The following is a 25,458-nucleotide window of genomic DNA, read 5'->3' on the forward strand; positions in this document are numbered from 1 at the left end:
AATAATAACGTGCCCCAGTTAAGCCCTTGGCAGCATTATCAAAAAGATCTTACTCGTGATGGTTTTTCCCATGATCCGGCGCAGGAAATGGCGGTAAAGGCGCTGCAACGCGTTTATGAGGATCTCACCGTAGCCGAAGAGCCTAACTCTTTATTTGGTAAGCTATTGACTTCTTTTGGCTTAAAGTCGGCACCCGCGCCTACAAAAGGGCTTTATCTTTGGGGAGGCGTAGGCCGCGGTAAAACCTATTTGATGGACACCTTCTTTGATGCATTACCTGGCAATCAAAAGTTAAGGGCGCACTTTCATCGTTTTATGCATCAACTGCATTTAGATTTAGACACCCTTAAAGGTACGCGCGATCCATTATTAGTGATTGCCAAACAAATGGCGGCAAAATATAAAGTCATTTGTTTTGATGAGTTTTTCGTGTCAGATATCACCGACGCCATGTTGCTTGGCACCTTATTCCAAGCGCTCTTTAAAGAAGGCGTGGTCTTAGTGGCGACTTCAAATATCATCCCCGATGACCTATATAAAAATGGGTTGCAACGGGCGCGATTTCTTCCTGCGATCGCGCTGATCAATCAGCATTGTGAAGTATTAAATGTGGATTCGGGGATCGACTACCGTCTACGGACGTTAGAGCAGGCGGAAATTTACCACTATCCACTTGATGAGCAGGCCGATACTAACTTACTGCGTTATTTCCGTCAGTTAGCGCCTGAGGCCGAGATTTCAACTGACGCGATTGAAATCGAAGGCCGTGAAATATCCATTCGCCAACAGGCGCAAGGTGTGTTGCTTGCTGATTTTAGAGCCTTATGTGATGGCCCCCGTAGTCAGCGGGATTATATGGAACTGGCGCGGATTTATCATACCGTGCTGGTGAGTGGCATTGAGCAAATGGGCGCATTTTTAACGGGTGATGATATCGCCAGACGCTTTTTGGCCATGGTGGATGAGTTTTACGAGCGCAACGTCAAATTGATCGTGTCCGCGCAGGTGCCGTTAGAAGACATTTATGCCGACGGCTTATTGAGTTTTGAATTCAGACGTTGTCGTTCCCGTTTGATTGAAATGCAATCCCACGATTACTTAAAATCAGAGCATTTACCCTAAGTCTTAGACTATTGCAGAGCGTGCTTTGCGGGGTTTTTCTCGACAATTCTTCAGTGGCTCATTCCTTAGCGTAGTAATGAGCCACATCGATCGAATTTTTATGATTTTTGTCAAAATATCAGGTGATTTTTAACTCACGTTTGTCTATAATCCGCCACCTGCCCACGTTACTCCGCCAAACTAGGTGGAAGTTGTACGCCGAGTTAAGTACTCGAAGGGGTACTGAAAGGCAATTTTGTGTTGTTTGTCATTGCAAGCAACATGTGAGACAGAAAATTAACTTTGGGTTTTTGTAATAATGAAGACTTTTACTGCTACACCAGAAACTGTAACTCGTGACTGGTTCGTCGTTGATGCAGACGGCAAAACTTTAGGTCGTATCGCTACCGAAATCGCTCTGCGTTTACGCGGTAAGCACAAGCCTGAATACACTCCTCACGTTGACACTGGTGATTACATCATCGTTATCAACGCTGAGAAAGTTACTGTTACTGGTAACAAAGCGCAAGGCAAGACGTACTACTCGCACTCAGGCTTCCCTGGTGGCATTAAGCAAATCAGCTTTGAAAAGCTGCAAGCTCATAAGCCAGAAATGATCATCGAGAAAGCAGTTAAGGGTATGTTACCAAAAGGTCCACTGGGCCGTGCCATGTTCCGTAAACTGAAAGTTTACGCTGGCGCAGAACATAACCACGCTGCACAACAACCTCAAGTTCTTGATATCTAAACGGGATTAAGCAAATGGCTGCAACTCAGTACTACGGCACTGGCCGTCGCAAAACCTCTACAGCACGCGTATTCGCTAAAGCTGGTAGTGGCAACATCGTTGTAAATCAACGTCCTTTGGACCAATACTTTGGTCGTGAAACTGCTCGTATGGTTGTTCGTCAACCATTAGAGTTAGTTGAAATGACTGACAAGCTGGACATCTATGTAACTGTTAAAGGCGGTGGTATCACTGGCCAAGCAGGTGCAATCCGTCACGGTATCACTCGTGCCCTGATGCAATTAGATGAAGCTCTGCGTCCATCATTACGTTCTGCTGGTTTCGTTACCCGTGACGCTCGTAAAGTTGAGCGTAAGAAAGTGGGTCTACGTAAAGCACGTCGTAAGCCACAATTCTCTAAGCGTTAATACGTTTTGGAATCTCAAAAAACCCAGCTTATGCTGGGTTTTTTATTGCCTAAAATTGGTTATCCTCGTATTAATCACCGATTTTTAGGGTAGAAAAAGCTAAGAGAGAGGAAGATGAGCTTACAGTTATTTATGCTAGCCATTGCACTGGTGCTGATTTTGGAAGGTGTGGGACCATTGTTATTCCCCAATAAATGGCGCCGATATTTAAATGAACTTTCCAATCAAAATCAGCAAGTTTTGCGTCGAATCGGTGGCTCATTAGTCACTGCTGGTGTGGTCATTTTGATTATTTTTTCATAAATGCCTTACCACTTGCGGTTTAAAATCTGTTAGAATTCTTTTTTAACCACAACCTTGCAGCAAACAATGGGCAAAAACGTAGTTGTTCTCGGCACTCAATGGGGTGACGAAGGAAAAGGTAAGATTGTCGACCTTCTAACAGAACAGGCAAAATATGTAGTTCGCTACCAGGGCGGTCATAACGCAGGTCACACCTTAGTGATCAATGGCGATAAAACCGTACTTCATCTGATCCCATCAGGCATCCTACGCGACAATGTGAAATGCATTATCGGTAATGGTGTGGTGCTTGCACCCGACGCACTGATGAAAGAAATCAACATGCTCAAAGAGCGTGGCATTCCTGTTGAGGAACGTCTGCTGATTTCTGAAGCATGTCCGCTGATCCTACCATTCCACTGTGCCTTAGACATCGCTCGCGAAAAAGCGCGCGGTAACAAAGCTATTGGTACTACGGGTCGTGGTATTGGTCCTGCGTATGAAGATAAGATTTCCCGTCGCGGTCTGCGTGTGGGCGATCTGTTCAATGCTGAACTATTTGCTGAAAAGCTGAAAGAAGTTATGGCATATCATAACTTTATGCTGACAGAGTACTACAAAGTTGACGCCGTAGATTACGAGCAAACACTGAGCGATGCGTTAGCCTTAGCTGACTATCTGAAGAGTATGTGTGTTGACGTGACTGAACTTTTGGATAACGCGCGTAAAGCGGGTGAGCCAATCCTGTTCGAAGGCGCACAAGGTACACTGTTAGACATTGACCACGGTACTTATCCGTTTGTGACTTCGTCAAATACGACCGCAGGTGGTGTGGCGACAGGCAGCGGCTTTGGTCCACGTCATTTAGACTATGTCTTAGGTATCATGAAGGCATACACCACTCGCGTGGGAGCTGGTCCTTTCCCAACTGAACTCTTATGTGAAGTGGGTGATCATTTAGGGACTAAAGGTCATGAATTTGGTGCGACTACTGGTCGTAAACGTCGTCCAGGTTGGTTAGATGCAGTGGCAATGCGCCGCGCAGTACAAATCAACAGCGTAAGCGGCTTCTGCTTAACTAAGTTAGACGTACTTGATGGCCTGAAAGAAGTGAAGATCTGTGTGGGTTATCAACATCCAGATGGCACTATTTCCAAAGTTACGCCATTAGCAGCTGAAGGTTATGAGCAGGTCACGCCTGTTTATGAAACTATGCCAGGCTGGAGCGAGTCAACTTTCGGTGCGACCTCTTTAGATCAGTTACCGCAAGCAGCTATCAACTACATCAAGCGTATTGAAGAGTTGTTAGAAACGCCGATCGACATCATTTCTACTGGTCCAGACCGTAATGAGACGATGATTTTAGTTAGCCCGTTTAACTAAAATCGTAGAGGCCGTGTTTCACGGCCTTTTCTTCCTCTGCTGTTCCTTCCTGTTTGCTTTCGTGGTTAGAAATTCGGCTCAAGCTCAAGAAATAGGTTATACTGCCGATGCAAGTATTCACCTTATTGTCATTGAGAGTCGTTATGCTACGTACTGCATTAGTTGCGCTGCTGCCCTTAGTATCTTCAATGTGCTTTGCTGAAACACAGGCGGTGGATATTTATTCTCAAGATCAATTGCTTGAAATGATCCGCGGTGAAAAGTATTTGGCAAGAGTCAAACAAGATGACTGTCAGCTAGTGCAAGACATCGAAGCGCGCGCAGAAGTCTTAAAGCAGCCCCTGTATCAGTTTTTGTGGGGAGAAATGCTCAACCACGGAACCTGTGTAAAAGCCAATGCGGTCAAAGGGATGGGGTTATTGCGTGATGCAGCTGAGCAGGGCAGCCCCGAGGCCATGGTGAAACTTGCCGAATATTATCAAAATGGTAAGTTTGTTATTCGTAATAAAGACCGTGCGGTCAATTATTTATTGCCAGCGGCAGCGAGCGGTAGTTTAGCCGCGCGGATGATGCTGGTCCGTTTATACGGTGAAGGTTATGGTAGTCCAAGAGACTATGAAATGGCCTATAACTGGTTATACAACAATGTATTTACCGATGAGGCGACTAAGAAAAAAGCCTTGTCATTACTGCAGGTGTTAGCCGCTAAAATGCCCGCCAGTGCAGTGGCGCGGGCCCAGCAAGAGCACTTGCGAACCCGTTGAGTTGTCTCTACTGATTGAGACAAAAATATTGGATATTGAATGATCAAAGACCCTCATTTCGAGCGTGAACAGGATAAGTACGAAAACCCTATCCCAAGTCGTGAGTATATTATCGAGTACTTACGTTCTCAAAAATCACCTATTACCCGTGACAGCATCGCTGCTGCACTACAGATCCATGATGAAGAGCAATTAGAAGCCCTGCGCCGCCGTTTACGGGCGATGGAGCGCGACGGTGAATTGGTATTTACCCGCGGTCAAAGCTACGGCTTACCTGAAAAAATGGATCTGATCCCCGGCATTGTTCTTGGGCACAGAGAAGGCTACGGCTTCTTTAAACCTGACGAAGGTGGCGACGATCTATTTATCTCAAATCGCGACATGCTGATGTATTTCCATGGCGATAAAGTGCTGGCACAAAAAGCCGGTATGGATCGTAAAGGTCGTCGTGAAGCCCGTATTGTCCGTTTGATCCAGCCCCGTAGTGCTGCGATTGTTGGTCGATTCCATGTCGACAGTGGCATGGCATTTGTGATTGCCGATGATAAGCGCATTACCCAAGAAATTTTAATCGCTAGTGAAGATCGCAATGGCGCCCGTCAAGGCGATGTGGTGGTGGTAGAATTAACCCGTCGTCCCGGTCGATTTGTTAAAGCCGCAGGCAAAGTGACTGAAGTGCTTGGCAAGCAAATGGCACCGGGAATGGAAATCGAAATAGCCCTACGCAATTACGATCTTCCCCATACGTGGTCGGCCGCCATTGAAAAGAAACTGCGCCGTATTCCCGATGAAGTGACTGAGTCTGATAAAGTGGGTCGTGTCGATCTGCGTGATCTACCCTTAGTGACCATCGATGGTGAAGATGCCCGAGACTTTGACGATGCTGTTTATGCCGAAGCTAAACCCAGTGGTGGCTGGCGTCTGTGGGTGGCGATTGCCGATGTAAGCTATTATGTGCGCACCGATTCGGCCTTAGATACTGAAGCCCGTGCCCGTGGTAACTCGGTGTACTTCCCATCGCAAGTGATCCCTATGCTGCCGGAGAAGATCTCTAACGGCCTGTGCTCACTTAATCCCCATGTCGATCGCCTGTGTATGGTCGCAGAGATGACGGTTTCAGCTCGCGGTAAGTTATCGGGTTATAAGTTTTATCCGGCGGTGATGCATTCACACGCGCGCTTTACCTACACCCAAGTCGCTGCGATGCTCGAAGGTGGGCCGATTGCGCCTGAACATGAAGCACTCTTTCCACATCTTCAATGCTTACAGTCGCTTTATTTAGCGCTTGATGAACAGCGCGCAGAGCGCGGTGCGATAGCATTTGAGACGATAGAAACGCAGTTTATTTTTAACGAACAGCGCAAGATCGATAAGATTGTGCCAAGAGCGCGTAATCAAGCTCATAAAATCATTGAAGAATGTATGATTTTGGCGAACGTGTCTGCCGCTAAGTTTGTGAAAAAGCATAAGGGTGAAATCCTCTATCGAGTGCACGAGTCGCCCTCTGAGCAGAAACTGGCAAACTTTAAAGAGTTTTTAGCTGAGCGTGGTTTGAGCATGGGCGGTGGGCTTGAGCCAACGCCTGCAGATTATCAAAATGTAATGTTGCAGATTGCCGACCGTCCCGATGCTGAACTTATTCAAGTGATGTTGCTGCGCTCTATGCGCCAAGCTATATACACGCCTGATAACGAAGGCCATTTTGGTTTGGCACTGGAAGAATACGCGCATTTTACCTCGCCTATTCGTCGTTATCCTGACTTAGTGCTGCACCGAGTGATCCGCTATTTGTTGGCGAAAGAAAAAGGTGAAGCCAATGAGAAATGGACTCCCGATGGTGGCTACCACTATCAACTCGATGAATTAGATAAATTAGGCGAAGAATGTTCTACGACTGAACGCCGCGCCGATGAAGCAACACGTGATGTAAGCGACTGGCTTAAATGTGAATTTATGCAGGACCATGTGGGTGACACCTTCGAGGCCGTGATTGCCTCTGTCACTAACTTTGGTTTATTCGTTCGCTTAAATGACTTATTTATCGATGGCTTAGTGCATATTTCTAGTCTGGGCAGCGATTATTACCAGTTCGATCCTATGCGTCAGCGTTTGATTGGTGAGCACACAGGTCAAATCTATCAAGTGGGTGACCCCGTTACGGTAAAAGTGGCCGCGGTAAACTTGGATGATAGACAGATTGACTTAGTCATGATTGGCGACAGTGGTAAAGGCGGTCGCCGCAAGGCGGCACCTAGTCGAGAAAAACCCATGACAGCCCGTGAGCGGGTAAACCGCGAAGGCGCGAAAATGGCGAAAACGGCTAAATCGACTGGCGTTAAAGCGAAAGCGGGTTCAGACAAAGCGGCGAGTAAGTCTAAGTCTAAAGCGGGCACTAAGCCTAAGAAAAGCGTAAAAGATACGGCGAAAAAGCCAAAGGCCGCGAAGCGGAGCACGAGAAAGAAGTAAATGAAAAAACAAGATATTATTTTTGGGATCCACGCGGTTGAAGCGCTGTTAAAACACAGCCCTGAGCGCATTATTGAACTTTGGCTACTGCAGGGCCGTGAGGATGAGCGTTTAACCCCGCTGATCCGTCAAGCGAAAGCCTTTGGCACGAGCATACAAGTGACTTCACGCAAAGTGTTGGACGAGAAAGCCGAAAGTACTCAGCACCAAGGTATTATTGCCCGTGTGAAAGCGGCTAAAATCCTTGGTGAGCATGACTTAGATGAGCTGTTAGCTAAGACCGACTTACCGTTTTTATTGATTTTAGATGGCGTTACCGATCCGCATAACCTAGGTGCCTGCTTACGTAACGCCGATGCGGCGGGCGTGCAGGGCATTATTGTGCCAAAGGATAACTCCGTTGGCTTAACGGCTGTGGTCAGTAAGGTCGCTTGCGGCGCAGCTGAAACCGTGCCGTTATTCCAAGTAACTAACCTTGCGCGTACTATGCGCCATCTGCAGGAAAAGGGCGTGTGGATTGTCGGCACGGCGGGTGAAGCGGATTGCGAGCTTTATCAAGCCGATCTTAAAGGGCCATTAGCGATTGCGATGGGCGCCGAAGGTAAAGGTTTACGCCGCCTAAGCCGTGAGTGTTGCGATACTTTAGTTTCGATTCCGATGGCGGGAAGCGTCTCTAGCTTAAACGTGTCGGTCGCCACGGGTATTTGCCTATTCGAAGCCGTGCGTCAACGCCGTAGCTAAATGATATCTATAAATAAAAAAGACGGGCGAGCCCGTCTTTTTTATTGCCTAAATCAACCCTTAATTGGTTTTAATAGCATCGAGGTTGGATTCGTCTACCTCGTTTGTCTCATCGTGGATAAAGCTGGGCGCTGGGTGAAATTCAAACTCGAATGTTAGCTGTTGCTCATTATCATTCTCTGCATCTTCAACAAGGGCATCGGCACCTAAATCTTCTTCATCTTCCTGCTGTGTTGGTGTCATGTGTTCCTGCACCGATTCAACATCCACCCTCGGGTCAAGTGCCGCAGCCAGTGGTGATGAGACTAAGTCACCGGTCGCCATGATGTAGTCTTGGGTGACATTGGTTTCGGTTTTTTGCTGTGAGTGAACATAACGTAGCCGTAAAAACAGGATTAAGGTACAGGCCGACATAAAGCCATAGAGCATGCTGTTGCCAAACCATTGCATAAGAGTCGAGGCGATTAATGGGCCTATGCTGGCGCCCATGCCAAAGGTGAGCAAAATGGTTGCCGATAGTCCTACCCTTTCACTTTGCTCGACACGGGAATTAGCCAGTGCGGTTGCCAAGGGATAGAAGGTAAAGCCAAGAATGCCGAACAGAAACGTCATCACCAGTGAGAGTGTCGGATGATAGGGAGTGAGGGCGATAGCTAATGCTAAGATCCCAAGCAGTACGCAGTTGATGCGGATCAGGCGACTGCGGGACATAATGTCAGATAATTTTCCCATTGGCCATTGGGCGAGTAGGCCCGCGAGAATGGTTGCTGTCATATAGGTGGCCACCTTCTCGGGCGGTAAACCTAAGTTGCTCGCATAAGCAGGCGCCAAACCGTAAAAGGAGCCGACAATCATGCTGCCAATGGCAATGGTCGTGAGTGCCTGCGGCGCTTTGCGCCAATAGTGAGCAATTTTTAAGGGGGCGGGCACCAGTGGTGCTGGGTGAATACGCCGCGTTAAAGAAATCGGGACAATACACAGGGCAAAGCAGATGGCGATCAGTAACAGCGGCTCTAGACCGAGTTCAGGATAGAGGCTGATGGCACCTTGGCCCAAGATCAAACCGAAGTAAGAGACGATCATGTAGCTGGCAAACACTGTGCCGCGTTGGCTGCTTTCAGCCTGTTCATTGAGCCAACTTTCGAGCACCATGTATTGGCACATCATCCCCATACCGACGATAAGTCTTAGCAGGATCCAAATCGCTAACTCATCTACGAGTGCGTGACCAAGTGCGGAGGCGGCAACGATCCCAGCACTAGCGACAAAGGCACGGATATGTCCGACTTGGGCGATTAGCCGGTGGCCGATCTTAGATCCTGCGACAAGGCCGACATAGTAGGCCGACATCATGCTACCTATCCACAACTGCGGAACATGCATCACTGAGAGCCTAAGGCCTAAATATGTGGTGAGTAAACCGCCAGCCAGCACTGTTAATAACGTCGTGCTATATAAAGAGGCGAAAGTACGTAGCGGGTTTGTCATTAACTGCTCCTTGTATGATTGCCAGGGAGAGTATATCAGCAGTCGGTGTTTATTCCGTGTTGCAAAATGTTGGAATTTATCGACTAATTTATCGTTTTTATGTGTGGGTCACTAAATTGTGCTGAAATGGGATTTGGCTGAGTGGGGAATTGTTGTGCCAGCCAAATCGTTTTATTGCTTGTTTATCTAAAGGTATACAGCAAGTTAAAGGTGGTGATGGTATCCGTCTGCTGGCTGCCCTCAGGAACCACTTCGGTGAACTTGATGTTCATGCCGATTTTAAAGGCCCAATCCTGAAATACTAAATTTTTGTAGTTCATATCGAGAGTCAGGGTGTTGTTATTTTCGCCCACCTCGGCGGTGAGATCGGCATTGATACTGGTGTATTCCTGTAATTTTTGAGAAAACTTTGCCGCAGTACGTAGGATCACATCCTTTTCGGGAGCGGGGTCTGGCTCTGCGACTGACTCGGCAGGCAAGTTGTATCGATAACCAGGGCCGATTTCGAGACTGAGTTTGGTCTTGTAGCTACTAATTGCGTTAAAACCATAACCCGAAGAAAGAGTTGAGATTTGGGTATAACTACCAAACTGATCCCAAGTGAAGTCGCCACGGCCGAAGATATAACCTTTGTTGAGTTTATAGTTGCTTTGAAGTTGGAGTTCGTACTTTTCGGAGGTGGTTTGATTTTTTTCAGAAGCAAAATACGCTTTTAGCGTCGCTTCCTGCTTAGTTTGTTTAGTATCGTAAATCAGTTGGGTTCGACCATTAAAACTGCTCGATTCGGTATTGCCTGTGTTCAATTGTAAGCCGGCTTCGACTTCTGCAGTCAAATCACTTGGTGGCTCCTGATAATCGGGAGGAACAAGCGCAAGTGCAGGAAAAGATAGGCAAAACAAACTAACTGGTGCGATAACTTTTAGCATTATAATGGGTTCTTGAGAGGCTGATGTCTGATATCCGAATAGGGGTGAGGCGTCATCATACCTGTATTGGGTGTTGAGGCAAAGTTATTGCTTGAGTTTCGCGTCTGCTTTCTGTACTATCTCGCGCTCAAATCAGTCACTATTTTCGTTCCTTGCCTCTATTTGGTTTGACTGAGCCAATAACGAGGCTACATAACCGTAAGGAGCAATAAATGCGTCATTACGAAATCGTATTTATGGTTCACCCAGATCAAAGTGAACAAGTACCAGGTATGATTGAGCGTTACACCGGTGTTATCACCGAAGCTAACGGCAAAATCCACCGTTTAGAAGATTGGGGCCGTCGTCAACTGGCTTACCCAATCCAAGATCTGCATAAAGCTCACTATGTTCTGATGAACGTTGAAGCACCAGCAGAGACGATTGAAGAGCTAGAAACTGCTTTCCGTTTCAACGACGCAGTTCTGCGTAACATGGTAATGCGTACTAAAGTTGCCGTTACTGAAGCATCTCCAATGGCGAAAGCTAAAGATGAGCGCGATTCACGTCGTGGCCCAGCTGGCGACCGCTCATATGATGAAGCTAACGCTGAAGAAATCGCTGAGTAAGTTTTTCTGTGACCACCAATAACTTGGTGTTGTCAGGAACCATAACCCGTTCCAGACGCTTTAAAAGCCCAGCAGGCATTGCACATAGTGTGATCATGCTAGAACACAAATCGCAGCGTTATGAAGCAGATATGCTCCGCAATGTCTACGTTCAAATACAAGTGATATTGAGTGGACCACGTTTTGAAAGCGTGGCAGATAATCTGAAAGCAGGTGTGGAAGTACAAGTACAAGGTTTTATGACGCTTCAACAGGGGCGAAATGGCCAAAATCGCTTAGTCATCCATGCCGAAAATGTCGAATTGAAAACTTAGGAGACTGTCAAATGGCACGTTATTTCCGTCGTCGCAAGTTCTGCCGTTTCACCGCTGAAGGTGTTGCAGAAATTGATTACAAAGATATCGTTACTTTAAAGAACTACATCACTGAAAGCGGCAAAATCGTTCCAAGCCGTATCACTGGTACTAGTGCTAAATATCAGCGTCAACTAGCTCGCGCTATCAAGCGTGCTCGTTATCTTTCTCTACTGCCATACACTGATTTACATCAGTAATTGCAGTATTCCTAATCGAATATAGAGGATTTGATAATGAACGTTATTCTGCTTGATAAAATCGCTAACCTGGGTAACCTGGGTGACCAAGTTGCAGTTAAAGCTGGTTACGCTCGTAACTACCTGCTGCCACAAGGTAAAGCTGTTGTTGCTAACGAAAGCAACGTTAAAGTATTTGAAGCTCGTCGCGCTGAATTAGAAGCTAAAATCGCTGCTGATCTGGCTGCTGCTAACCAACGTGCTGAGAAAATCGCTGCTCTGGAAGCTGTTGTTATTGCTTCTAAAGCGGGTGATGAAGGCAAACTGTTTGGTTCAGTTGGCAACCGTGACATCGCTGATGCAGTAACTGCTGCTGGCGTTGAACTGGCTAAATCAGAAGTTCGTTTACCATTAGGCGCTCTGCGTACTACTGGCGACTTCGAAGTTGAAGTTCAGTTACACACTGAAGTTAAAGCTGTTGTTAAAGTTTCTATCGTTGCAGAAGCTTAATTACATACTGCTTTAAACTAAAAAAACACCGCTTAGGCGGTGTTTTTTTATGGGCGCGATTTAGTTCGTATTGTTGTGTAAGTGGTTGTTTGTCAAGCATCAAGGATAAACAGGCTTAGCTACTTCATCGCAGCTAAGCCTGGCACTAAGGCTCAATATGTTATTGCTGCGGACTGTTGTTAAAAGGCGCAAGCACTCGCGGTAGCACGCCCTGCAATTTAGAAATCGCCACCCCATAGTTAGTGATAGGCACCTGCCGCCGTTGACATTCACGGATGCGACGGAGCATTTCATTGCGGTTAAACATACAAGCGCCGCAGTGGATGACGAGGGCATATTGTTCTAAATCATCGGGAAAGTCGTGCCCAGATGTGACTACAAACTGGAGTTGTTTGCTGGTGTAGCTATTTATCCAGCGGGGAAGTTTAACTCGGCCAATATCGTCCTCCTGCACATTGTGACTACAGGCTTCGGCGATGAGCACTTTATTACCATCTTGCAATTTATCTAAAGCATCAGCTCCCGCAGCGAGAACGGCTAAATCGCCTTTAAATCGGGCAAATAAGGTTGAGAAGGTGGTGAGGGGGACAGCGTCTGGCACTGTGGCGGCGACTTGCTTAATCGCTTGAGCATCAGAAATCACCAGCTTAGGCGTAACCACTGATAATGCCTGCGTTAGTTCTGTTTCTTTGACGATCATTGCGATGGCGCTGCGATCAAGCGCCTCACGCAGTATCTGCACCTGTGGCAGGATCAATCGTCCCTTAGGTGCGGCCATATCGATAGGGACGACACAGAGAATGACATCCCCCGCTTGGTAGAGATCGCCCGCTAGGAGCGGCTCCTGCTTATACTCCGCAGGTGCTAATTCGACCATCAACTGCTTAAGTTGTTTACCCGCAAGACCTGTTGCGGCTGAGACCACAATAAAGGGTAAGGATTGAGTCTGGCAAAAGGCAATATCCTCAGCTTTGGGGAGGCAGATATCGGCTTTATTGAATACTACGAGTATTGGCATTTCTAATTGCTGTATTTCATCGATTAATGACATGTCTGAGGGGCACAGCCCGTGCTCATCAACGACTAAGAGTGCCATATCGGAGCGAAACAACACTCTGCGAGTGGCGCTCACTCGCATCATTCCTAATGTCCCTTCATCGTCTATGCCAGCGGTATCGTAAAAGGTCACCGGCCCTAAGGGGTGTAACTCATAGGCCTTGGCCACGGCATCTGTGGTTGTGCCTTTAATATCGGATACTATCGAGATCTGTTGCCCTGCAAGCATATTAAGTAGGGAGGATTTCCCCGAATTACGCCGACCAACCAAGGCGATATGGTAGCGCATTCCTCTTGGTGCCGATTGGGTTTGGCTATGCTCTTGTGGATTAATGCCTTGACACATATTGGGTCCTTTTTGAATCACCACGGCTAAAGGAGGGGATTAGCCCGTGGCGTTGAATTTGCTGGCAGACTTGGTTAAGTCGCTCTGCTGCTGGGTTTTGTTGCTGGTTTTTTCCCGGATAGATGCTGTAATCGCCACTGACGTGTGCTGGGGTGAAGGAGGGCATAAGCACATTACATCCGCGTTTGAGTGCCAGTTCCCTTGCGCCTTTTTCGAGGGCGTCGAGGGAACTGGTTGCAGGGATATTCGCCCCCGGGTTCATCAGTCGCAAAATAGCGCTAACCCTATGACTCTTAAGGGCGCTGCCATTGGGGGAAGTCGCAAACGGTGTTTGGTGATGGGCAATAAAGGGGCCGCAGGCCAGCATATCGAGCTGCAACTCCGATAAATGCTGAATATCACACGCTAAAATCGCATCAGTCATTCCCGGTAAATCGACAATAATCCCTGAGCCAGTTTGATATCCCAGAGACTTAAGATAATTGAGCCTTGCAATGCGCTCGTCAAAATTGGCTTTAGGGCGACACCGAGCAAAGAGGGCGCGGTCAAAGGTTTCCATCTTGAGCAAATAGCGATCTGCGCCCGCCTCGCGCCATTTTTCCAGCTCTTGATGTTTGCGATCACCCAGTGACAGAGTGATTGCTAGATTGTGGTGACGTTTAATTTCAGTAATAAGGGCACTAATACGATTGCCGCTGTAGTTAAAGTCATCCCCCGATTGCAGCACCACAGTACCTAGTCCCAGCTCGGCAATGCTATCCACTGCGTTAAGGATTTCTTCGTTCGAGAGTCGATAGCGTGTTACCTGCCGATTTTCGCTTCGTAAACCACAGTAATGGCAGTGGTTACGACAGTGATTCGAAAACTCGACAATGCCGCGTAAATACACCTGTTGATTAAATTGCAATTCAGTGGCGAGCTGGGCGCGACTAAATAACCATTCATCGTCTTGCCCCTGAAGTAGCGAAAGGATTTCGGCATAGGAAAACGCTGTGGACTTAAGCAACGTCGGTTTAACGGACGTTGACTGAGTCACTGGCACTGGCTGGCTAGGGCGAGTGATCATTAGTTACGCCCTTTATCTAGCTCAATCAAGCTCTGATACCAAAGATCGCCCACTGCGCGGCGGCATTCATCAACATAACGGCCTAGGGCTACTTCTACCGCTGAGTTTTGCTCACTGGGGATGCCTGTATCAAACCAATCGATTAAGCTGTTTGGCGCAAGACCTAAAGCAAGGATGTCAAACTCCAACCAAAGTCCTTGAGCCGAGGTGCAATTACTGTGGGCGTAGTGGCCGACAAAGAGTCTATCGCCAATCAGCAATATAGGTTGCAGTGGTAGCGCTTGGGTCGAAACTAAATTGACTGTCTCAGGATACTGCGTTTTAAGCTCGGCGCACCAGTGGCGGGAAATCTCATACAGCTGCTCAACCTCTTGCAGCGGCATCTCGGGCCTTAGGATGGTGGCAAACTCATCCCGCCATAGACGAGTGGGCTCAAGTTTAATGAGGGTGAGTTGCTTTAAGCTGGCGTTTTGTAGCCGCTGCAATAACAACTGCCCTACGGCATTATCGGCAAAATTACTGTAAATGGCCGCGTGTAGCACGATTTCATCAGCGCGTTCTATCGCATTCAGTAAGGCGCTAGTGTTAAGGCCGAAATGCAACTGCACGCCGAGATCTGAGAATAGATAAGATGCCATTTATAGATAGATATCCCGTTCACCCGCATCGGTTTTTTGCAAGCAGCCGCGCACATTGCGCGCCCGTGACGGGCTCATTTTAGCCAGTTCTCGTTCTATCAGCGCATTGCCAGCCTCGCGAGTCTTTTCACTGGCGTAATCGTTCAAATATTCCTTAAAGGTGATCAAGGCATTGGGCTGGCAGAATTTGCCAATAAACTGCTGTTTGGCTAATCCCATAAAGTGATCGCCAGTTCGTCCTTTGCGGTAACAACCCGTGCAGAAAGAGGGAATAGCATCTGAATCAGTCACTAGCTCATAAATAATATCGTCCATCTCTCGTTGATCACCAAGGCTGAATTGCTCGGCATCATGTTGATTTTGTTTGCTGTCTTGATAGCCACCCGGTGCGGTACGCGAGCCTGCGCTGATTTGTGAAACCCCGAGTTCTAACAGTTCTTTGCGCAGCGCCGCACTTTCCCGCGTGCTCATAATCAGCCCGGTATAAGGCACGGCAAGGCGAGTGATGGCAACAATGCGCTTAAAGCAGTCATCATCGACCTCATAGGGCGGTTTTTCACTGATAGCCGAACCATGGGCAGGTTCAATCCGCGGAAAGGAGATGGTATGTGGGCCAACGCCACAATCTTTTTCGAGCTGCTGAACATGGGTGAGCATGGCGAGCAGCTCAAATCTATGATCATACAGGCCAAAGAGCGCACCGATACCGACATCGTCAATTCCTGCTTCCATCGCCCTGTGTATGGCGTAGAGGCGGTATAAAAAGTCGGTTTTTTTACCTTTAAGATGGACTTGGCTGTAGGTGTCTTGATGATAGGTTTCTTGAAAGCATTGATAAGTGCCTATCGCCGCAGTTTTAAGTTGCTTAAAGTCCTCCACACTCATTGGCGCGCAGTTGACGTTGATACGACGAATTTCTCCGCCCTTGCCCTGCTTAACGCTGTACATGGTTTGAATACTTTCAACAATGGCCTGCACATTATTGCGTGGATGCTCGCCATAAACGGCAAGGATCCGTTTGTGACCCATTTCTTCAAGGATCGTAACCTCTTGGCGGATCTCATCCTGTTTTAAGGTTTTACGTTTGAGCTCATGGTTATCGGCGTTAAAGCCACAATAACTACAACTGTTGGCGCAATGGTTGGATACATACAGCGGCGCAAACATCACAATCCGATTGCCGTAAATGGTGTTCTTAATCTCACGGGCAACGGCAAAGAGTGCTTCATCCAAGGCTTTATCTTGGTTTTGCAGCAAAATGGCGGTCTCGCTAATGCTTAAGCCTTCACACTGGCGCGCCTTGTCGAGAATGGCGAGGACTTGCTCGCGACTTGGATTACTGGCGTCTTCAATGGTCTGCCAAATCGCTTTATCGTCGATAAAGCTGACGTTGGGATTATAGTCAGTGACGGTAATGGAATGATGCTCGTGTGTGCTCATGGTTATCTATGCCCTTGAGTATGAATGTGAAAATGCGGCAGTTGTGAGCAACTGCCGCTGGAGACTTAGCTATTTGCTTGTCAGCTGTTCACCATTAGTGGCGACGGGGGCAATTTCATTTTTAACCCACAGAGGGGTGTACTCAGCGGCATCATGGTAGGGCACATTACCGTGGATCATCATGGCCTTGAAATCATCAAAGCGGTATACCGCGAGGAAAAGATGCACGGGTAAAAAGGCGGTTAACACTAAGCCTGACACTAAATGAGCCTGACCTAAAAACCACACTATATCCCGCGGCGCAGCATGGGGAATGAGCCATAGCACTAGACCTGAGAGGATAAGCACTGTGCCGCCAATCAGTACGCAGGCACCAAAGAGTTTTTGGCCTGAGTTGTATTTGTTCATCGGTGGAATAGGCACTTTTTTACCCAGTAAGAATTTCTGTGGGTAGCCGCCTAACACCATAAACCATTTCACATCGCGCCCTGAGAAACTAAACACACGGGCGATAAACAGTACCACTCGATCGAATGCCATGATGGTAAATGCCACGGCATCGAGGGCCATAACAATCCCTGCAATAATGTGCACATCATAGGTTAGCTGCATACCTTCTTGGGAAAGCGGTTTAAAAAACAATAGCAAACCCGTTGCGGCTAATGGCAAAAAGCTGAGCAGCAGGATGTAGTGGAAGATCCTGACGTTTAGCGGATGTTTTAAAATGGGTCTCATATCATGTTCTTGATGCATTTCTCATCTCCAATCAAGAGCTTAATTTAGTGCGATCGACAAAGTGGGTGTGTAGCAGCTCGTGGGACATATGTCCTAATGGCTCGCCACCGAACTCTTTGTAGTACTTTTCAACTGCGGGGTTGGCGTGGCTGACACGTTTTTTCGCTAGGCTATCGTCCTTATATAACCCTTGGCTTCTGGCCTTAATGTATTCATTCCGGCGCTCAAGTTTGCTGGTAAACCAGCCGATAGGGATCGCGAGCGCAGCCACAAACGCGGCGCCAACGGCCATAAATTTACGGCGTGACAGAAAGAAACTGTCCTCGGCAAATAGGTGTTTTTTCTTATTCATTTCTGTTTCCCGTTAAATGTTACCAAGCCATGAAGAGCCTTTACCCTCAATAGGTTGACCTCCACCGTTAACGCAACCACCTGCGCAGTTCATCACCTCAATAAAGTGGTAGGGAGAGGTGCCTGCCATCACATCGCGCAGCACGGGTTCGATGTTGTTGCCCATGTCATGCACTACGGCGACATTGACGGTTACATTTTGTTTAAGCTGGGTATCAAACAGACTGACAGAGGCCGATTTCACCCCTTTTAATCCACGTACGGGTTCAAATTCCAACTTAGCCATTTCAGCGCCAGTCAGCACTTTATGGGCGGTACGCAGTGCCGCTTCCATCACCCCGCCGGTTGTTCCAAAAATAGTGCCCGCGCCTGTGTATTCAGAGAACAAACTATCACCTTGATATTCCGCGGTATTAGCGAGATTGATATCAAGCAGTTTGAGTAACTGTGCCATTTCCCTTGTGGTGAGCACGGCATCAATATCTTGATACGAAGGCGTGTTAGCCCCGTGTTCCTGATGGTATTGCCAAGCCGAGTTAAATTCGGGGCGTGAGGCTTCGAGTTTTTTCGAGGTACAAGGCATCACAGAGACGGTGAAAATATTCTCCGGCTGCATTTGATACACCTTGGCGCCGTAAGTTTTGGCAACCGTTCCGGCCATTTGCTGGGGCGATTTGGCGGTTGACAGGTTAGGTAAAAGTGCAGGGTAGCGGGTTTCGAGGTAGCGTACCCAGCCCGGGCAGCAGGAGGTGAACTGCGGCAATGCACCTGCATTTTCTTCACCTTTCACATTGGCATGGAGGCGATGAATAAACTCACTGCCTTCTTCCATAATGGTGAGATCGGCGGCAAAGTTACAATCAAAAATCTTAAAACCCGCCTGATTCATGGCGCCATAGAGCTTACCTGTCACCAGTTCGCCCGTGCCTAAGCCAAATTCTTCACCAATCGCCACCCGTACCGCAGGGGCGATAATGCCAACGACGGTGGTATTCTTATCGGCGAGTTTTTTAATCACGGTTTCAAGGGCGCTGTGGGTTTCTTCAATGGCGCTAAAGGGGCAGTTGATTAAACACTGTCCGCAACTTAAACATTTATCTTCATCGATAGAGTGCGCTGCACCCGAGGCACCATTAATGGCGTGGGTTGGGCAGAACTGTTTGCAAGCATCACATCCTTTGCATTTGGATGCATTAATCTTGATCAGCCCTTGGATTTCTCCTGGTTGATAAGTTGTCGCTGTCATAGAATTTTGCGTTCCTCATTTTCAACCTGAATTATATTTTCAGTGTTATTTAATGTGTTTGTTAAGTGCTTATGTTGACGGTTACATTTAATTTGTGAAATTTTAGGCGGCTGGATGATAGGAAATTGAACCTATGAAAAACATGATGGTGATCAAGTTTTATGGTTTTTGATAAAACAGGTGTTTTTAATAGTTTTATTTGCGTTTTTTGAGTTTTTTTGAGAAATAAAAATAACAATCTTGGTTAATTTTATAGTGGTGATTTTTATATTTTTTATTTAAATACAGTGTGTTATTTTTCTTTTTGTGTTTGCCTACCACTATTTGTGATGTTTTAAAGGCTTAGATTGAAATTTGTTGGTTAATGTGGCTTTTATCACTGGATTTTATTTTTAGGTTGGACAAATTGTCCATGTGTAGTCTTGCTTTAAATAATACTAATTAAGACGCTTTGATTGAGTTTTTGGTGAATTGATAATGCGGTAGATCACAAATTGATAAATTACATAAAATAAAAACCGTCCAAGGAATATTCCTTGGACGGTTTTTAAAGATGCTTAATTTATATTGATTAAATTAAACGGTTTATATTAGTTAATTCCATTATCATTAATCATGACAGATTAATAATAATTAGTTTCTTACTAAATCCAGTTCTTTAATCAGATTATCGGCATGGTCAACTTCATCCATCATCCACAGGATATAACGAATATCCACGTGCACGGCACGGGTGATGGTGGGATTGAAGAACCAATCCTTAGTAATTGCTTCGTAGGTGGAGTCGAAGTTAAGTCCTACAAGTTCCCCTTTGCCGTTAAATACGGGTGAGCCTGAGTTGCCACCTGTGGTATCTACGCTCGATAAGAAGTTAACTGGTACTGAGTTGAATTCTTCTGGCTTGTCCAAACAAGAGAACAGACGGCAAATCCAGCCACGGGGATCTTGGTAGACAGATTTCACTAAGTGATCGCCAAAACGTTGCTCGTGAATCGCATCGAGCAATTTTTTCGGGGCATTATAGGGCTCAACACCAGTGTGCTTAGCTACAATCCCATCAAGACGTGTAAATGGCTGTTTGTACAGCGCATCGCGGGATTGATAACCATCGACCATACCGTAGCTGATGCGTAGCGTACCGTTAGCATCGGGATACACTGGCCAGTTGTTGGCTTTGTAGTAGTCGATAACGGCTGCCATGTAGGCTGGGCGAGCGGTAGACAATTTACCCGCAAGGATTTTTTCTGCTTTTTCCTGGGCCATATTGGTGTCATACAGCGCGACAGCGAGGCGGATAAACGGATCGCTGCTGGTTTCAAAGGCCTTCGCATCAGCATCCATCCACGCCAGACGTTGCGCTTGGTCTGTCAGAGTGGTCAGCGAATACAGGCCGTCGAGTTTAGCCTCTAGACTGACGTTTTTATCGTCCAAATTCAGCATATTGTCTAAGGCCGCAACACGGTTTGGCTGCGATAAATAAGCATTTAAATCTTGTAACCAGAGGGTTTTATCGACTTTAACATCAAAACTAGAGTCGATACGTTTTAAGCGCGAGCTGAACATGGCTAAGTCGCGCTCTTGGTAACCGATTTCACGCTCGGCATCGCTCTTTTGCTTTTCTTTCGCTAAGCGGTAGAGGTTGTTGGCCGCGGTGAGCAGTGTGCTCGATTGGGCGTTGGTGAAGTAATAATTGGTTTGGGTTTGCAGTTGCTGCTCGGCCAGTAACACTTCTAGTTCGCTGATAAGATTTTGATTAAGGCTAGGGTTTTTCTTTAACCAAGCTAGAAAGTCATCTTCACGTTGCTGCTTAATGCCGACGATATCCGTGGCTTTAAAGCCAGCCAGCAGACCGTTGAGCTTTTTCATCCGGTTAGCCATAGACGCCATATTGCCTGCATATTTAATCGCGATGTCGGCATCTTCCTGACCCATGGCTTCGATAGTATCAATCTGTAATTGATAGCGTTTTGCCTGAGTTGGATACAACCAATCACTGGCAAATTTAAGCTCGCTAGTGAGATTGTAACGGTTGGTCGTACCAGGATAGCCTGCCACAAACACGCCATCGCCGGCTTTGACGCCATCGGCGTTCACTTTTAAATAGCTTTTGGGCGTATAAGGAATGTTATCTTCGCTGAAGGCCGCAGGTTTTCCGTCTTTACCCACATAAGCCCGTAGGAAGGCAAAATCACCCGAGTGGCGTGGATATTCGTAGTTATCAATATCACCACCGTAACCACCAACACTTTCAGGTGGTGCATACACTAGGCGCACATCGCGGATCATCAATTGCTTGATGAGGTAATATTCCAAGCCATTGTGGAAGCTGCGAACGTTACAGCGGTAGTTATCATCGGCTTCACAGCTTTTGATTAAGGATTTGCTGTGATTCTCAATCTCTTCGTAGCGTTTGAGTGGATCTTGGCTTAAGTCTTTGGTGACCTCAGCGGTGACATTGGTCACGGCTTCGGTGATGTATAGACGCTCATTGGGACCGGCCGACGGTTCTTTATCCATTGAAGTGGCTAAAAAGCCTTGTTCGAGATAGTTATGCTCTTTCTTAGTGTTATATTGTATCGCCTTGTAGGCACAATGATGGTTTGTCACAACTAGCCCTTGGGGCGAGACAAAACTGGCGGTACAATAGCCCAGCCCGACAACGGCGTTCATTGGATAACTGGTGAGATCGGCCAGCTTATCTGCGGGAATATCGATTCCACGCGCGCTGAGTTTGTCTGCAATAGAAGGCATTTGATAAGGTTGCCATTGCCCTTCATCGGCTGTTGCAATGCCAGAGGTCAGTACTAAGGCTGCAACCAATGCAATACGCATGTTCTTTCCTTATTTTTAGTTTGAGTATCCGTTGGGTGAGATAACAGGCCTGTGAAACCACCTGTTTGCTTGACGGGGTTTTATATCATATTTTGTTAAGTTGTTGGAAATCGGGAGTGTTAATGTCACAACAAGGTGCTTTTAAGCCTAAGAGTAAGCCAAGGGATTTGCAGGTCGATAGCCTCAAGCTACCGCCGCATTCAATTGAGGCTGAACAATCGGTATTAGGCGGCCTCATGTTAGACGCCGACGCTTGGGATAAAGTGGCTGAAACCGTAGTGAAGGAGGATTTTTATTCTCGCTCGCACCGGATGATTTTCGCCGCCATGCACCGTTTAGTCGAAACAGGCCAACCTATCGACTTAATTACGGTTTCTGAACAGCTTGAGCTTGAAAACCAACTTGAAGAAGCGGGCGGCTTTGCCTACTTGGGCGAGATTGCCAAAAACACCCCGAGTGCGGGCAACATTGTTTCCTATGCTGAAATTGTCCGTGAGCGCGCAGTCGTACGCGAGATGATCCGCGTTGCCCATGAGATTGCCGATGCGGGTTATAACCCTGAAGGCCGCGATTCCAGCGCTCTACTCGATTTAGCTGAGAGCAAAGTCTTTAAAATTGCCGAGCAGCGCACCAATGCTAACGAAGGCCCTGAAGGCATCAAAACCATTCTGGAAAAAACCGTTGATAAGATTGAGCAGCTCTACAACAACCCACACAATGGTGTAACCGGGGTATCGAGTGGCTTTACTGATCTCGATAAAATGACAGCAGGCTTTCAATCCGGCGACTTGATCATCGTGGCGGCGCGTCCGTCGATGGGGAAAACGACCTTTGCGATGAACCTGTGCGAACAGGCGGCGATGAATGAAGACAAGCCCGTGCTTATTTTCAGCCTCGAGATGCCCTCAGAACAGATCATGATGCGTATGTTGGCCTCTTTAGGGCGCGTTGACCAAACCAAAATCCGTACCGGACAACTCGATGATGAGGATTGGGCGCGGGTATCCTCGACCATGGGCATTATGCTTGAGCAAGGCAAGATGTATATCGATGATGGTTCAGGCTTAACGCCGACCGAAGTGCGCAGTCGTGCCCGCCGTATTGCCCGCGAGCATGGCGGATTATCGATGATCATGGTCGACTACTTGCAGCTGATGCAAGTGCCGGCATTATCGGACAATCGTACCCTTGAAATTGCTGAAATCTCTCGTTCTCTTAAGGCATTAGCTAAAGAATTAGAGATCCCCGTTATCGCACTTTCCCAGCTTAACCGCTCGCTCGAACAACGTGCCGATAAACGCCCTGTGAACTCGGACTTACGTGAATCAGGTTCTATTGAGCAGGATGCGGATCTCATCATGTTTATTTACCGTGATGAGGTGTATAACAACGACTCTCCCGATAAGGGCACGGCGGAAATCATTATCGGTAAACAGCGTAACGGCCCCATTGGACGTGTGCGCTTGACCTTCCAAGGCCAGTTTTCCCGTTTTGATAACTATGCAGGTCCTCAGTTTGAAGAAGATTAATTCCCGGTGTTAGAAGATAAGCAAAGCTTATGTATTCTTTTTATTTCCAGACTTTTCCAAATAGACAAGGCAAATTTTGAAACCTTTTCCTCGAGCAGAAATTAGCAGTACTGCACTGCAAAACAACCTCGCCGTTTTACGCCAGCAGGCGAGCAGCAGCCAAGTTATGGCGGTGGTGAAAGCCAATGGTTATGGTCATGGATTATTAAATGTCGCTCATTGTTTACATACTGCCGATGGCTTCGGCTTAGCCCGTTTGGAAGAGGCATTAGAACTGCGCGAAGGTGGTATTAAGGCGCGTTTATTATTGCTGGAGGGCTTTTTTCGCAGCACCGACTTACCTTTGTTGGTGGAGCACGATATCGATACCGTGGTGCACCACGAATCGCAAATCGAGATGTTAGAACAGGCAAACTTAACGAAGCCTGTCACCGTGTGGCTAAAAGTCGATTCGGGGATGCATCGTTTAGGGGTCACGCCTGAACAATTCACTGCGGTTTATGCGCGTTTGGCAGCCTGCGAAAATGTTGCCAAACCTATTCATTTGATGACCCACTTTGCCTGTGCCGATGAGCCAGATAATCATTACACTCAAGTACAAATGCAAACCTTTAACCAGTTAACTGCAGATTTACCTGGGTTTAGAACCTTAGCCAACTCGGCGGGTGCGCTTTATTGGCCTAAAAGCCAAGGGGATTGGATCCGTCCAGGCATTGCGCTCTATGGCGTATCTCCTGTCACAGGAGATTGCGGTGCGAACCATGGTTTGATCCCCGCGATGAACTTAGTCTCACGTTTGATCGCGGTGCGCGATCATAAAGCGGGTCAACCTGTAGGTTATGGTTGTTATTGGACAGCCAAACAAGATACTCGCCTTGGCGTTGTCGCTATTGGCTATGGTGATGGCTATCCGCGGAATGCGCCTGAAGGCACGCCTGTATGGATTAATGGTCGCAGAGTGCCGATTGTTGGCCGCGTATCTATGGATATGTTAACCGTAGATTTAGGCCAAGATGCAGCGGATCAAGTCGGTGATGATGTGCTACTTTGGGGGCAGGCTTTACCCGTAGAGGAGGTGGCCGAACACATTGGTACCATCGCCTATGAATTAGTGACTAAACTTACTCCAAGAGTAGCTGTTTGCTTAGCATAGTTTGCTCAAATTAGAATGACAAAACGGCGCTAATGCGCCGTTTTTCTTTATCTAGCATACAGTTAATCGATTTACTGATTGGCTATCAGGTTTGCTCTAGTGGAGCAAAGCGTACCCGTTACAGCCAACCAAACATCCAATGTTTTCCTACAAACTTATGATATTTAATTAATTTTCGAAGCAAACTTCGATAAATGCAGTTCCGTAAGAACTGGTAAATGGCATGATAATTTTGGTGCCGTTGGCTTTATGGGAAATTGTATGCCCTTGACCTGAAACGACCATTGGTGTTGCCATTTCGAATTCGTAACCCTTTTGTCCTAAAAGATTTTTTGCGCCCCCCGTAACCATATTAGTGATTTCACCCACCAGATCGGTTACTTCTTCATTTATTTTGCCGGGGTTTTCGCCCAGCATATTTTGCATGATTTGCAGTACCAGTTTTTGCTCAAACGTAATTGAAAGTGAGCCTTTGGTTTGTGGCCCAACCATACCAATCAAACCTGATACATCGCCTTTGGCTAAGTTGTCAGTTTTGATTTGGGGTTTACCTGGCGTGAGCTCTAGGCTTGCCATGGTCGAAATAACATTGAGCAGCGACTGCAAAAAAGGATTAATAAAATTGACGTTCATGCTTCAGTGTGTCCTCTTATGAACTTAAGCCTTATGGTCACCACGTAATTAAGGGTAGTCGAAAAGTGGCTTGACCACAGCAATCTTAATCACACTCTATCAGCTTAGATGACACAAATGGAAATGTGAGGTTAATTTCACGATTTTCTTGTTATTTATCGTAAAAGTCTTTTTACCAAAAGCCACGCTACAAGCGGTAAAATTCTGCATGTCCCCTCAATGAGTCCAAAGGCACGTTTCCACCGAAAGGTTGATGATTCGAATGAGCATGCCGTTAGGCTATGAGTGCGATAGCTTGAATGTATGCGAAAGATTTTTGAAGGAAATTTTCATTTCTATCATAGGCGTATCTTTAACCCTACCAATGTAGCTACAGTCGTTTTGCTGTGCCTAACAACTATAAACGGCTTAAACTGTGATTTACATTAAATTATAATGTAAATGATAATAATTATTGATCACAAAAATAATTTTACA

Annotated in this window: 25 protein-coding genes; 14 read left to right on the forward strand and 11 right to left on the reverse strand. The window is 46.9% G+C overall.

Annotated elements, in window-relative coordinates; genetic code table 11:
* Positions 1-9: 9 nt before the first annotated feature.
* The 8 genes from zapE (at position 10) to rlmB (ending at position 7,892) form a co-directional block, all read left to right on the forward strand.
* Entirely contained in the window at positions 10-1,122 is a 1,113-nt protein-coding gene (gene zapE, locus M0413_RS15690; RefSeq protein ID WP_099456975.1) for a cell division protein ZapE, read from the forward strand.
* A gap of 298 nt (positions 1,123-1,420) precedes the next feature.
* On the forward strand, positions 1,421-1,849 hold the full coding sequence (gene rplM, locus M0413_RS15695; protein ID WP_011073682.1) for a 50S ribosomal protein L13: 429 nt from the start codon (positions 1,421-1,423) through the stop codon (positions 1,847-1,849).
* A gap of 14 nt (positions 1,850-1,863) precedes the next feature.
* Positions 1,864-2,256 (forward strand): 30S ribosomal protein S9, encoded by a 393-nt coding sequence (rpsI, locus tag M0413_RS15700; RefSeq protein ID WP_006083052.1) that lies wholly within the window; start codon positions 1,864-1,866, stop codon positions 2,254-2,256.
* A 114-nt stretch (positions 2,257-2,370) separates the two neighbouring features.
* The gene (locus M0413_RS15705; protein ID WP_099456974.1) at positions 2,371-2,559 is read left to right on the forward strand and encodes a DUF2065 domain-containing protein; all 189 of its coding nucleotides are present in this window, start codon (positions 2,371-2,373) and stop codon (positions 2,557-2,559) included.
* Between the two features lie 66 nt (positions 2,560-2,625).
* Complete coding sequence (locus tag M0413_RS15710; protein ID WP_055647687.1) at positions 2,626-3,921, forward strand: adenylosuccinate synthase; 1,296 nt, start codon at positions 2,626-2,628, stop codon at positions 3,919-3,921.
* A 107-nt stretch (positions 3,922-4,028) separates the two neighbouring features.
* A complete protein-coding gene (gene motX, locus M0413_RS15715) occupies positions 4,029-4,685 on the forward strand; it encodes a flagellar protein MotX (protein ID WP_082389636.1) in 657 nt (218 codons plus the stop codon).
* A 39-nt stretch (positions 4,686-4,724) separates the two neighbouring features.
* A complete protein-coding gene (rnr, locus tag M0413_RS15720; RefSeq protein WP_037422076.1) occupies positions 4,725-7,151 on the forward strand; it encodes a ribonuclease R in 2,427 nt (808 codons plus the stop codon).
* The gene (rlmB, locus tag M0413_RS15725; RefSeq protein ID WP_037422079.1) at positions 7,152-7,892 is read left to right on the forward strand and encodes a 23S rRNA (guanosine(2251)-2'-O)-methyltransferase RlmB; all 741 of its coding nucleotides are present in this window, start codon (positions 7,152-7,154) and stop codon (positions 7,890-7,892) included.
* Positions 7,893-7,952: 60 nt separating this feature from the next.
* On the opposite strand, the gene M0413_RS15730 is transcribed toward rlmB, so the two are convergent.
* Together M0413_RS15730 and M0413_RS15735 are read right to left on the reverse strand one after the other, a co-directional pair.
* Complete coding sequence (locus tag M0413_RS15730) at positions 7,953-9,380, reverse strand: MFS transporter (protein WP_140907818.1); 1,428 nt, start codon at positions 9,378-9,380, stop codon at positions 7,953-7,955.
* Between the two features lie 182 nt (positions 9,381-9,562).
* Positions 9,563-10,306, reverse strand: coding sequence for a DUF481 domain-containing protein (locus M0413_RS15735; protein ID WP_047539304.1), 744 nt, complete (start codon positions 10,304-10,306; stop codon positions 9,563-9,565).
* Between the two features lie 212 nt (positions 10,307-10,518).
* On the opposite strand from M0413_RS15735, the gene rpsF reads away from it, so the two are divergent.
* Genes rpsF through rplI form a run of 4 tightly spaced genes read left to right on the forward strand, consistent with a single transcriptional unit; the run spans position 10,519 to position 11,956 of the window.
* Complete coding sequence (gene rpsF, locus M0413_RS15740) at positions 10,519-10,914, forward strand: 30S ribosomal protein S6 (RefSeq protein WP_011623998.1); 396 nt, start codon at positions 10,519-10,521, stop codon at positions 10,912-10,914.
* Between the two features lie 8 nt (positions 10,915-10,922).
* Positions 10,923-11,228, forward strand: coding sequence for a primosomal replication protein N (priB, locus tag M0413_RS15745; protein ID WP_011073673.1), 306 nt, complete (start codon positions 10,923-10,925; stop codon positions 11,226-11,228).
* A gap of 11 nt (positions 11,229-11,239) precedes the next feature.
* The gene (gene rpsR / locus M0413_RS15750; RefSeq protein WP_006083042.1) at positions 11,240-11,467 is read left to right on the forward strand and encodes a 30S ribosomal protein S18; all 228 of its coding nucleotides are present in this window, start codon (positions 11,240-11,242) and stop codon (positions 11,465-11,467) included.
* Positions 11,468-11,503: 36 nt separating this feature from the next.
* Entirely contained in the window at positions 11,504-11,956 is a 453-nt protein-coding gene (gene rplI / locus M0413_RS15755) for a 50S ribosomal protein L9 (protein ID WP_037422085.1), read from the forward strand.
* 160 nt (positions 11,957-12,116) lie between these two features.
* On the opposite strand, the gene hydF is transcribed toward rplI, so the two are convergent.
* From hydF to M0413_RS15795, 8 genes are all read right to left on the reverse strand, one after another.
* Positions 12,117-13,358, reverse strand: coding sequence for a [FeFe] hydrogenase H-cluster maturation GTPase HydF (gene hydF, locus M0413_RS15760; protein ID WP_249554858.1), 1,242 nt, complete (start codon positions 13,356-13,358; stop codon positions 12,117-12,119).
* On the reverse strand, positions 13,342-14,424 hold the full coding sequence (hydE, locus tag M0413_RS15765) for a [FeFe] hydrogenase H-cluster radical SAM maturase HydE (RefSeq protein ID WP_249554860.1): 1,083 nt from the start codon (positions 14,422-14,424) through the stop codon (positions 13,342-13,344). Before hydE ends, hydF begins: the two co-directional genes overlap by 17 nt.
* Entirely contained in the window at positions 14,424-15,062 is a 639-nt protein-coding gene (locus tag M0413_RS15770) for a hypothetical protein (RefSeq protein WP_249554862.1), read from the reverse strand. Before M0413_RS15770 ends, hydE begins: the two co-directional genes overlap by 1 nt.
* Positions 15,063-16,502, reverse strand: coding sequence for a [FeFe] hydrogenase H-cluster radical SAM maturase HydG (gene hydG, locus M0413_RS15775; RefSeq protein WP_249554865.1), 1,440 nt, complete (start codon positions 16,500-16,502; stop codon positions 15,063-15,065).
* A 69-nt stretch (positions 16,503-16,571) separates the two neighbouring features.
* The gene (locus tag M0413_RS15780; RefSeq protein ID WP_037427165.1) at positions 16,572-17,255 is read right to left on the reverse strand and encodes a cytochrome b/b6 domain-containing protein; all 684 of its coding nucleotides are present in this window, start codon (positions 17,253-17,255) and stop codon (positions 16,572-16,574) included.
* A gap of 13 nt (positions 17,256-17,268) precedes the next feature.
* Entirely contained in the window at positions 17,269-17,589 is a 321-nt protein-coding gene (gene hydB, locus M0413_RS15785; protein ID WP_023268564.1) for an iron hydrogenase small subunit HydB, read from the reverse strand.
* Between the two features lie 12 nt (positions 17,590-17,601).
* Positions 17,602-18,834, reverse strand: coding sequence for an iron hydrogenase large subunit HydA (hydA, locus tag M0413_RS15790; protein WP_055647694.1), 1,233 nt, complete (start codon positions 18,832-18,834; stop codon positions 17,602-17,604).
* Positions 18,835-19,467: 633 nt separating this feature from the next.
* Positions 19,468-21,666, reverse strand: coding sequence for a S46 family peptidase (locus M0413_RS15795; protein ID WP_249554867.1), 2,199 nt, complete (start codon positions 21,664-21,666; stop codon positions 19,468-19,470).
* Positions 21,667-21,788: 122 nt separating this feature from the next.
* Here M0413_RS15795 and dnaB point away from each other — a divergent pair, with 122 nt between their 5' ends.
* Positions 21,789-23,195, forward strand: a complete 1,407-nt coding sequence (gene dnaB / locus M0413_RS15800) for a replicative DNA helicase (protein ID WP_037422109.1) — start codon at positions 21,789-21,791, stop codon at positions 23,193-23,195.
* A gap of 76 nt (positions 23,196-23,271) precedes the next feature.
* Positions 23,272-24,348, forward strand: a complete 1,077-nt coding sequence (gene alr, locus M0413_RS15805; protein WP_144374916.1) for an alanine racemase — start codon at positions 23,272-23,274, stop codon at positions 24,346-24,348.
* 168 nt (positions 24,349-24,516) lie between these two features.
* Here the strand turns inward: alr and M0413_RS15810 are convergent, their stop codons facing one another.
* Entirely contained in the window at positions 24,517-24,981 is a 465-nt protein-coding gene (locus tag M0413_RS15810) for a chemotaxis protein CheX (protein ID WP_037422113.1), read from the reverse strand.
* Positions 24,982-25,458 lie beyond the last annotated feature (477 nt).

This window comes from Shewanella sp. 8A, assembly GCF_023475945.1.
Classification (GTDB): Bacteria; Pseudomonadota; Gammaproteobacteria; order Enterobacterales; family Shewanellaceae; genus Shewanella; species Shewanella xiamenensis.

Excerpts from the sequence above, each read along its gene's own strand:
- rplM (WP_011073682.1), top strand. The coding sequence starts at position 1,421 with ATGAAGACTTTTACTGCTACACCAGAAACTGTAACTCGTGACTGGTTC.
- rpsI (WP_006083052.1), top strand. The coding sequence starts at position 1,864 with ATGGCTGCAACTCAGTACTACGGCACTGGCCGTCGCAAAACCTCTACA.
- M0413_RS15705 (WP_099456974.1), top strand. The coding sequence starts at position 2,371 with ATGAGCTTACAGTTATTTATGCTAGCCATTGCACTGGTGCTGATTTTG.
- M0413_RS15710 (WP_055647687.1), top strand. The coding sequence starts at position 2,626 with ATGGGCAAAAACGTAGTTGTTCTCGGCACTCAATGGGGTGACGAAGGA.
- motX (WP_082389636.1), top strand. The coding sequence starts at position 4,029 with ATGCAAGTATTCACCTTATTGTCATTGAGAGTCGTTATGCTACGTACT.
- rnr (WP_037422076.1), top strand. The coding sequence starts at position 4,725 with ATGATCAAAGACCCTCATTTCGAGCGTGAACAGGATAAGTACGAAAAC.
- rlmB (WP_037422079.1), top strand. The coding sequence starts at position 7,152 with ATGAAAAAACAAGATATTATTTTTGGGATCCACGCGGTTGAAGCGCTG.
- M0413_RS15730 (WP_140907818.1), bottom strand. The coding sequence starts at position 9,380 with ATGACAAACCCGCTACGTACTTTCGCCTCTTTATATAGCACGACGTTA.
- M0413_RS15735 (WP_047539304.1), bottom strand. The coding sequence starts at position 10,306 with ATGCTAAAAGTTATCGCACCAGTTAGTTTGTTTTGCCTATCTTTTCCT.
- rpsF (WP_011623998.1), top strand. The coding sequence starts at position 10,519 with ATGCGTCATTACGAAATCGTATTTATGGTTCACCCAGATCAAAGTGAA.
- rpsR (WP_006083042.1), top strand. The coding sequence starts at position 11,240 with ATGGCACGTTATTTCCGTCGTCGCAAGTTCTGCCGTTTCACCGCTGAA.
- rplI (WP_037422085.1), top strand. The coding sequence starts at position 11,504 with ATGAACGTTATTCTGCTTGATAAAATCGCTAACCTGGGTAACCTGGGT.
- hydF (WP_249554858.1), bottom strand. The coding sequence starts at position 13,358 with ATGTGTCAAGGCATTAATCCACAAGAGCATAGCCAAACCCAATCGGCA.
- hydE (WP_249554860.1), bottom strand. The coding sequence starts at position 14,424 with ATGATCACTCGCCCTAGCCAGCCAGTGCCAGTGACTCAGTCAACGTCC.
- M0413_RS15770 (WP_249554862.1), bottom strand. The coding sequence starts at position 15,062 with ATGGCATCTTATCTATTCTCAGATCTCGGCGTGCAGTTGCATTTCGGC.
- hydG (WP_249554865.1), bottom strand. The coding sequence starts at position 16,502 with ATGAGCACACACGAGCATCATTCCATTACCGTCACTGACTATAATCCC.
- M0413_RS15780 (WP_037427165.1), bottom strand. The coding sequence starts at position 17,255 with ATGCATCAAGAACATGATATGAGACCCATTTTAAAACATCCGCTAAAC.
- hydB (WP_023268564.1), bottom strand. The coding sequence starts at position 17,589 with ATGAATAAGAAAAAACACCTATTTGCCGAGGACAGTTTCTTTCTGTCA.
- hydA (WP_055647694.1), bottom strand. The coding sequence starts at position 18,834 with ATGACAGCGACAACTTATCAACCAGGAGAAATCCAAGGGCTGATCAAG.
- M0413_RS15795 (WP_249554867.1), bottom strand. The coding sequence starts at position 21,666 with ATGCGTATTGCATTGGTTGCAGCCTTAGTACTGACCTCTGGCATTGCA.
- dnaB (WP_037422109.1), top strand. The coding sequence starts at position 21,789 with ATGTCACAACAAGGTGCTTTTAAGCCTAAGAGTAAGCCAAGGGATTTG.
- M0413_RS15810 (WP_037422113.1), bottom strand. The coding sequence starts at position 24,981 with ATGAACGTCAATTTTATTAATCCTTTTTTGCAGTCGCTGCTCAATGTT.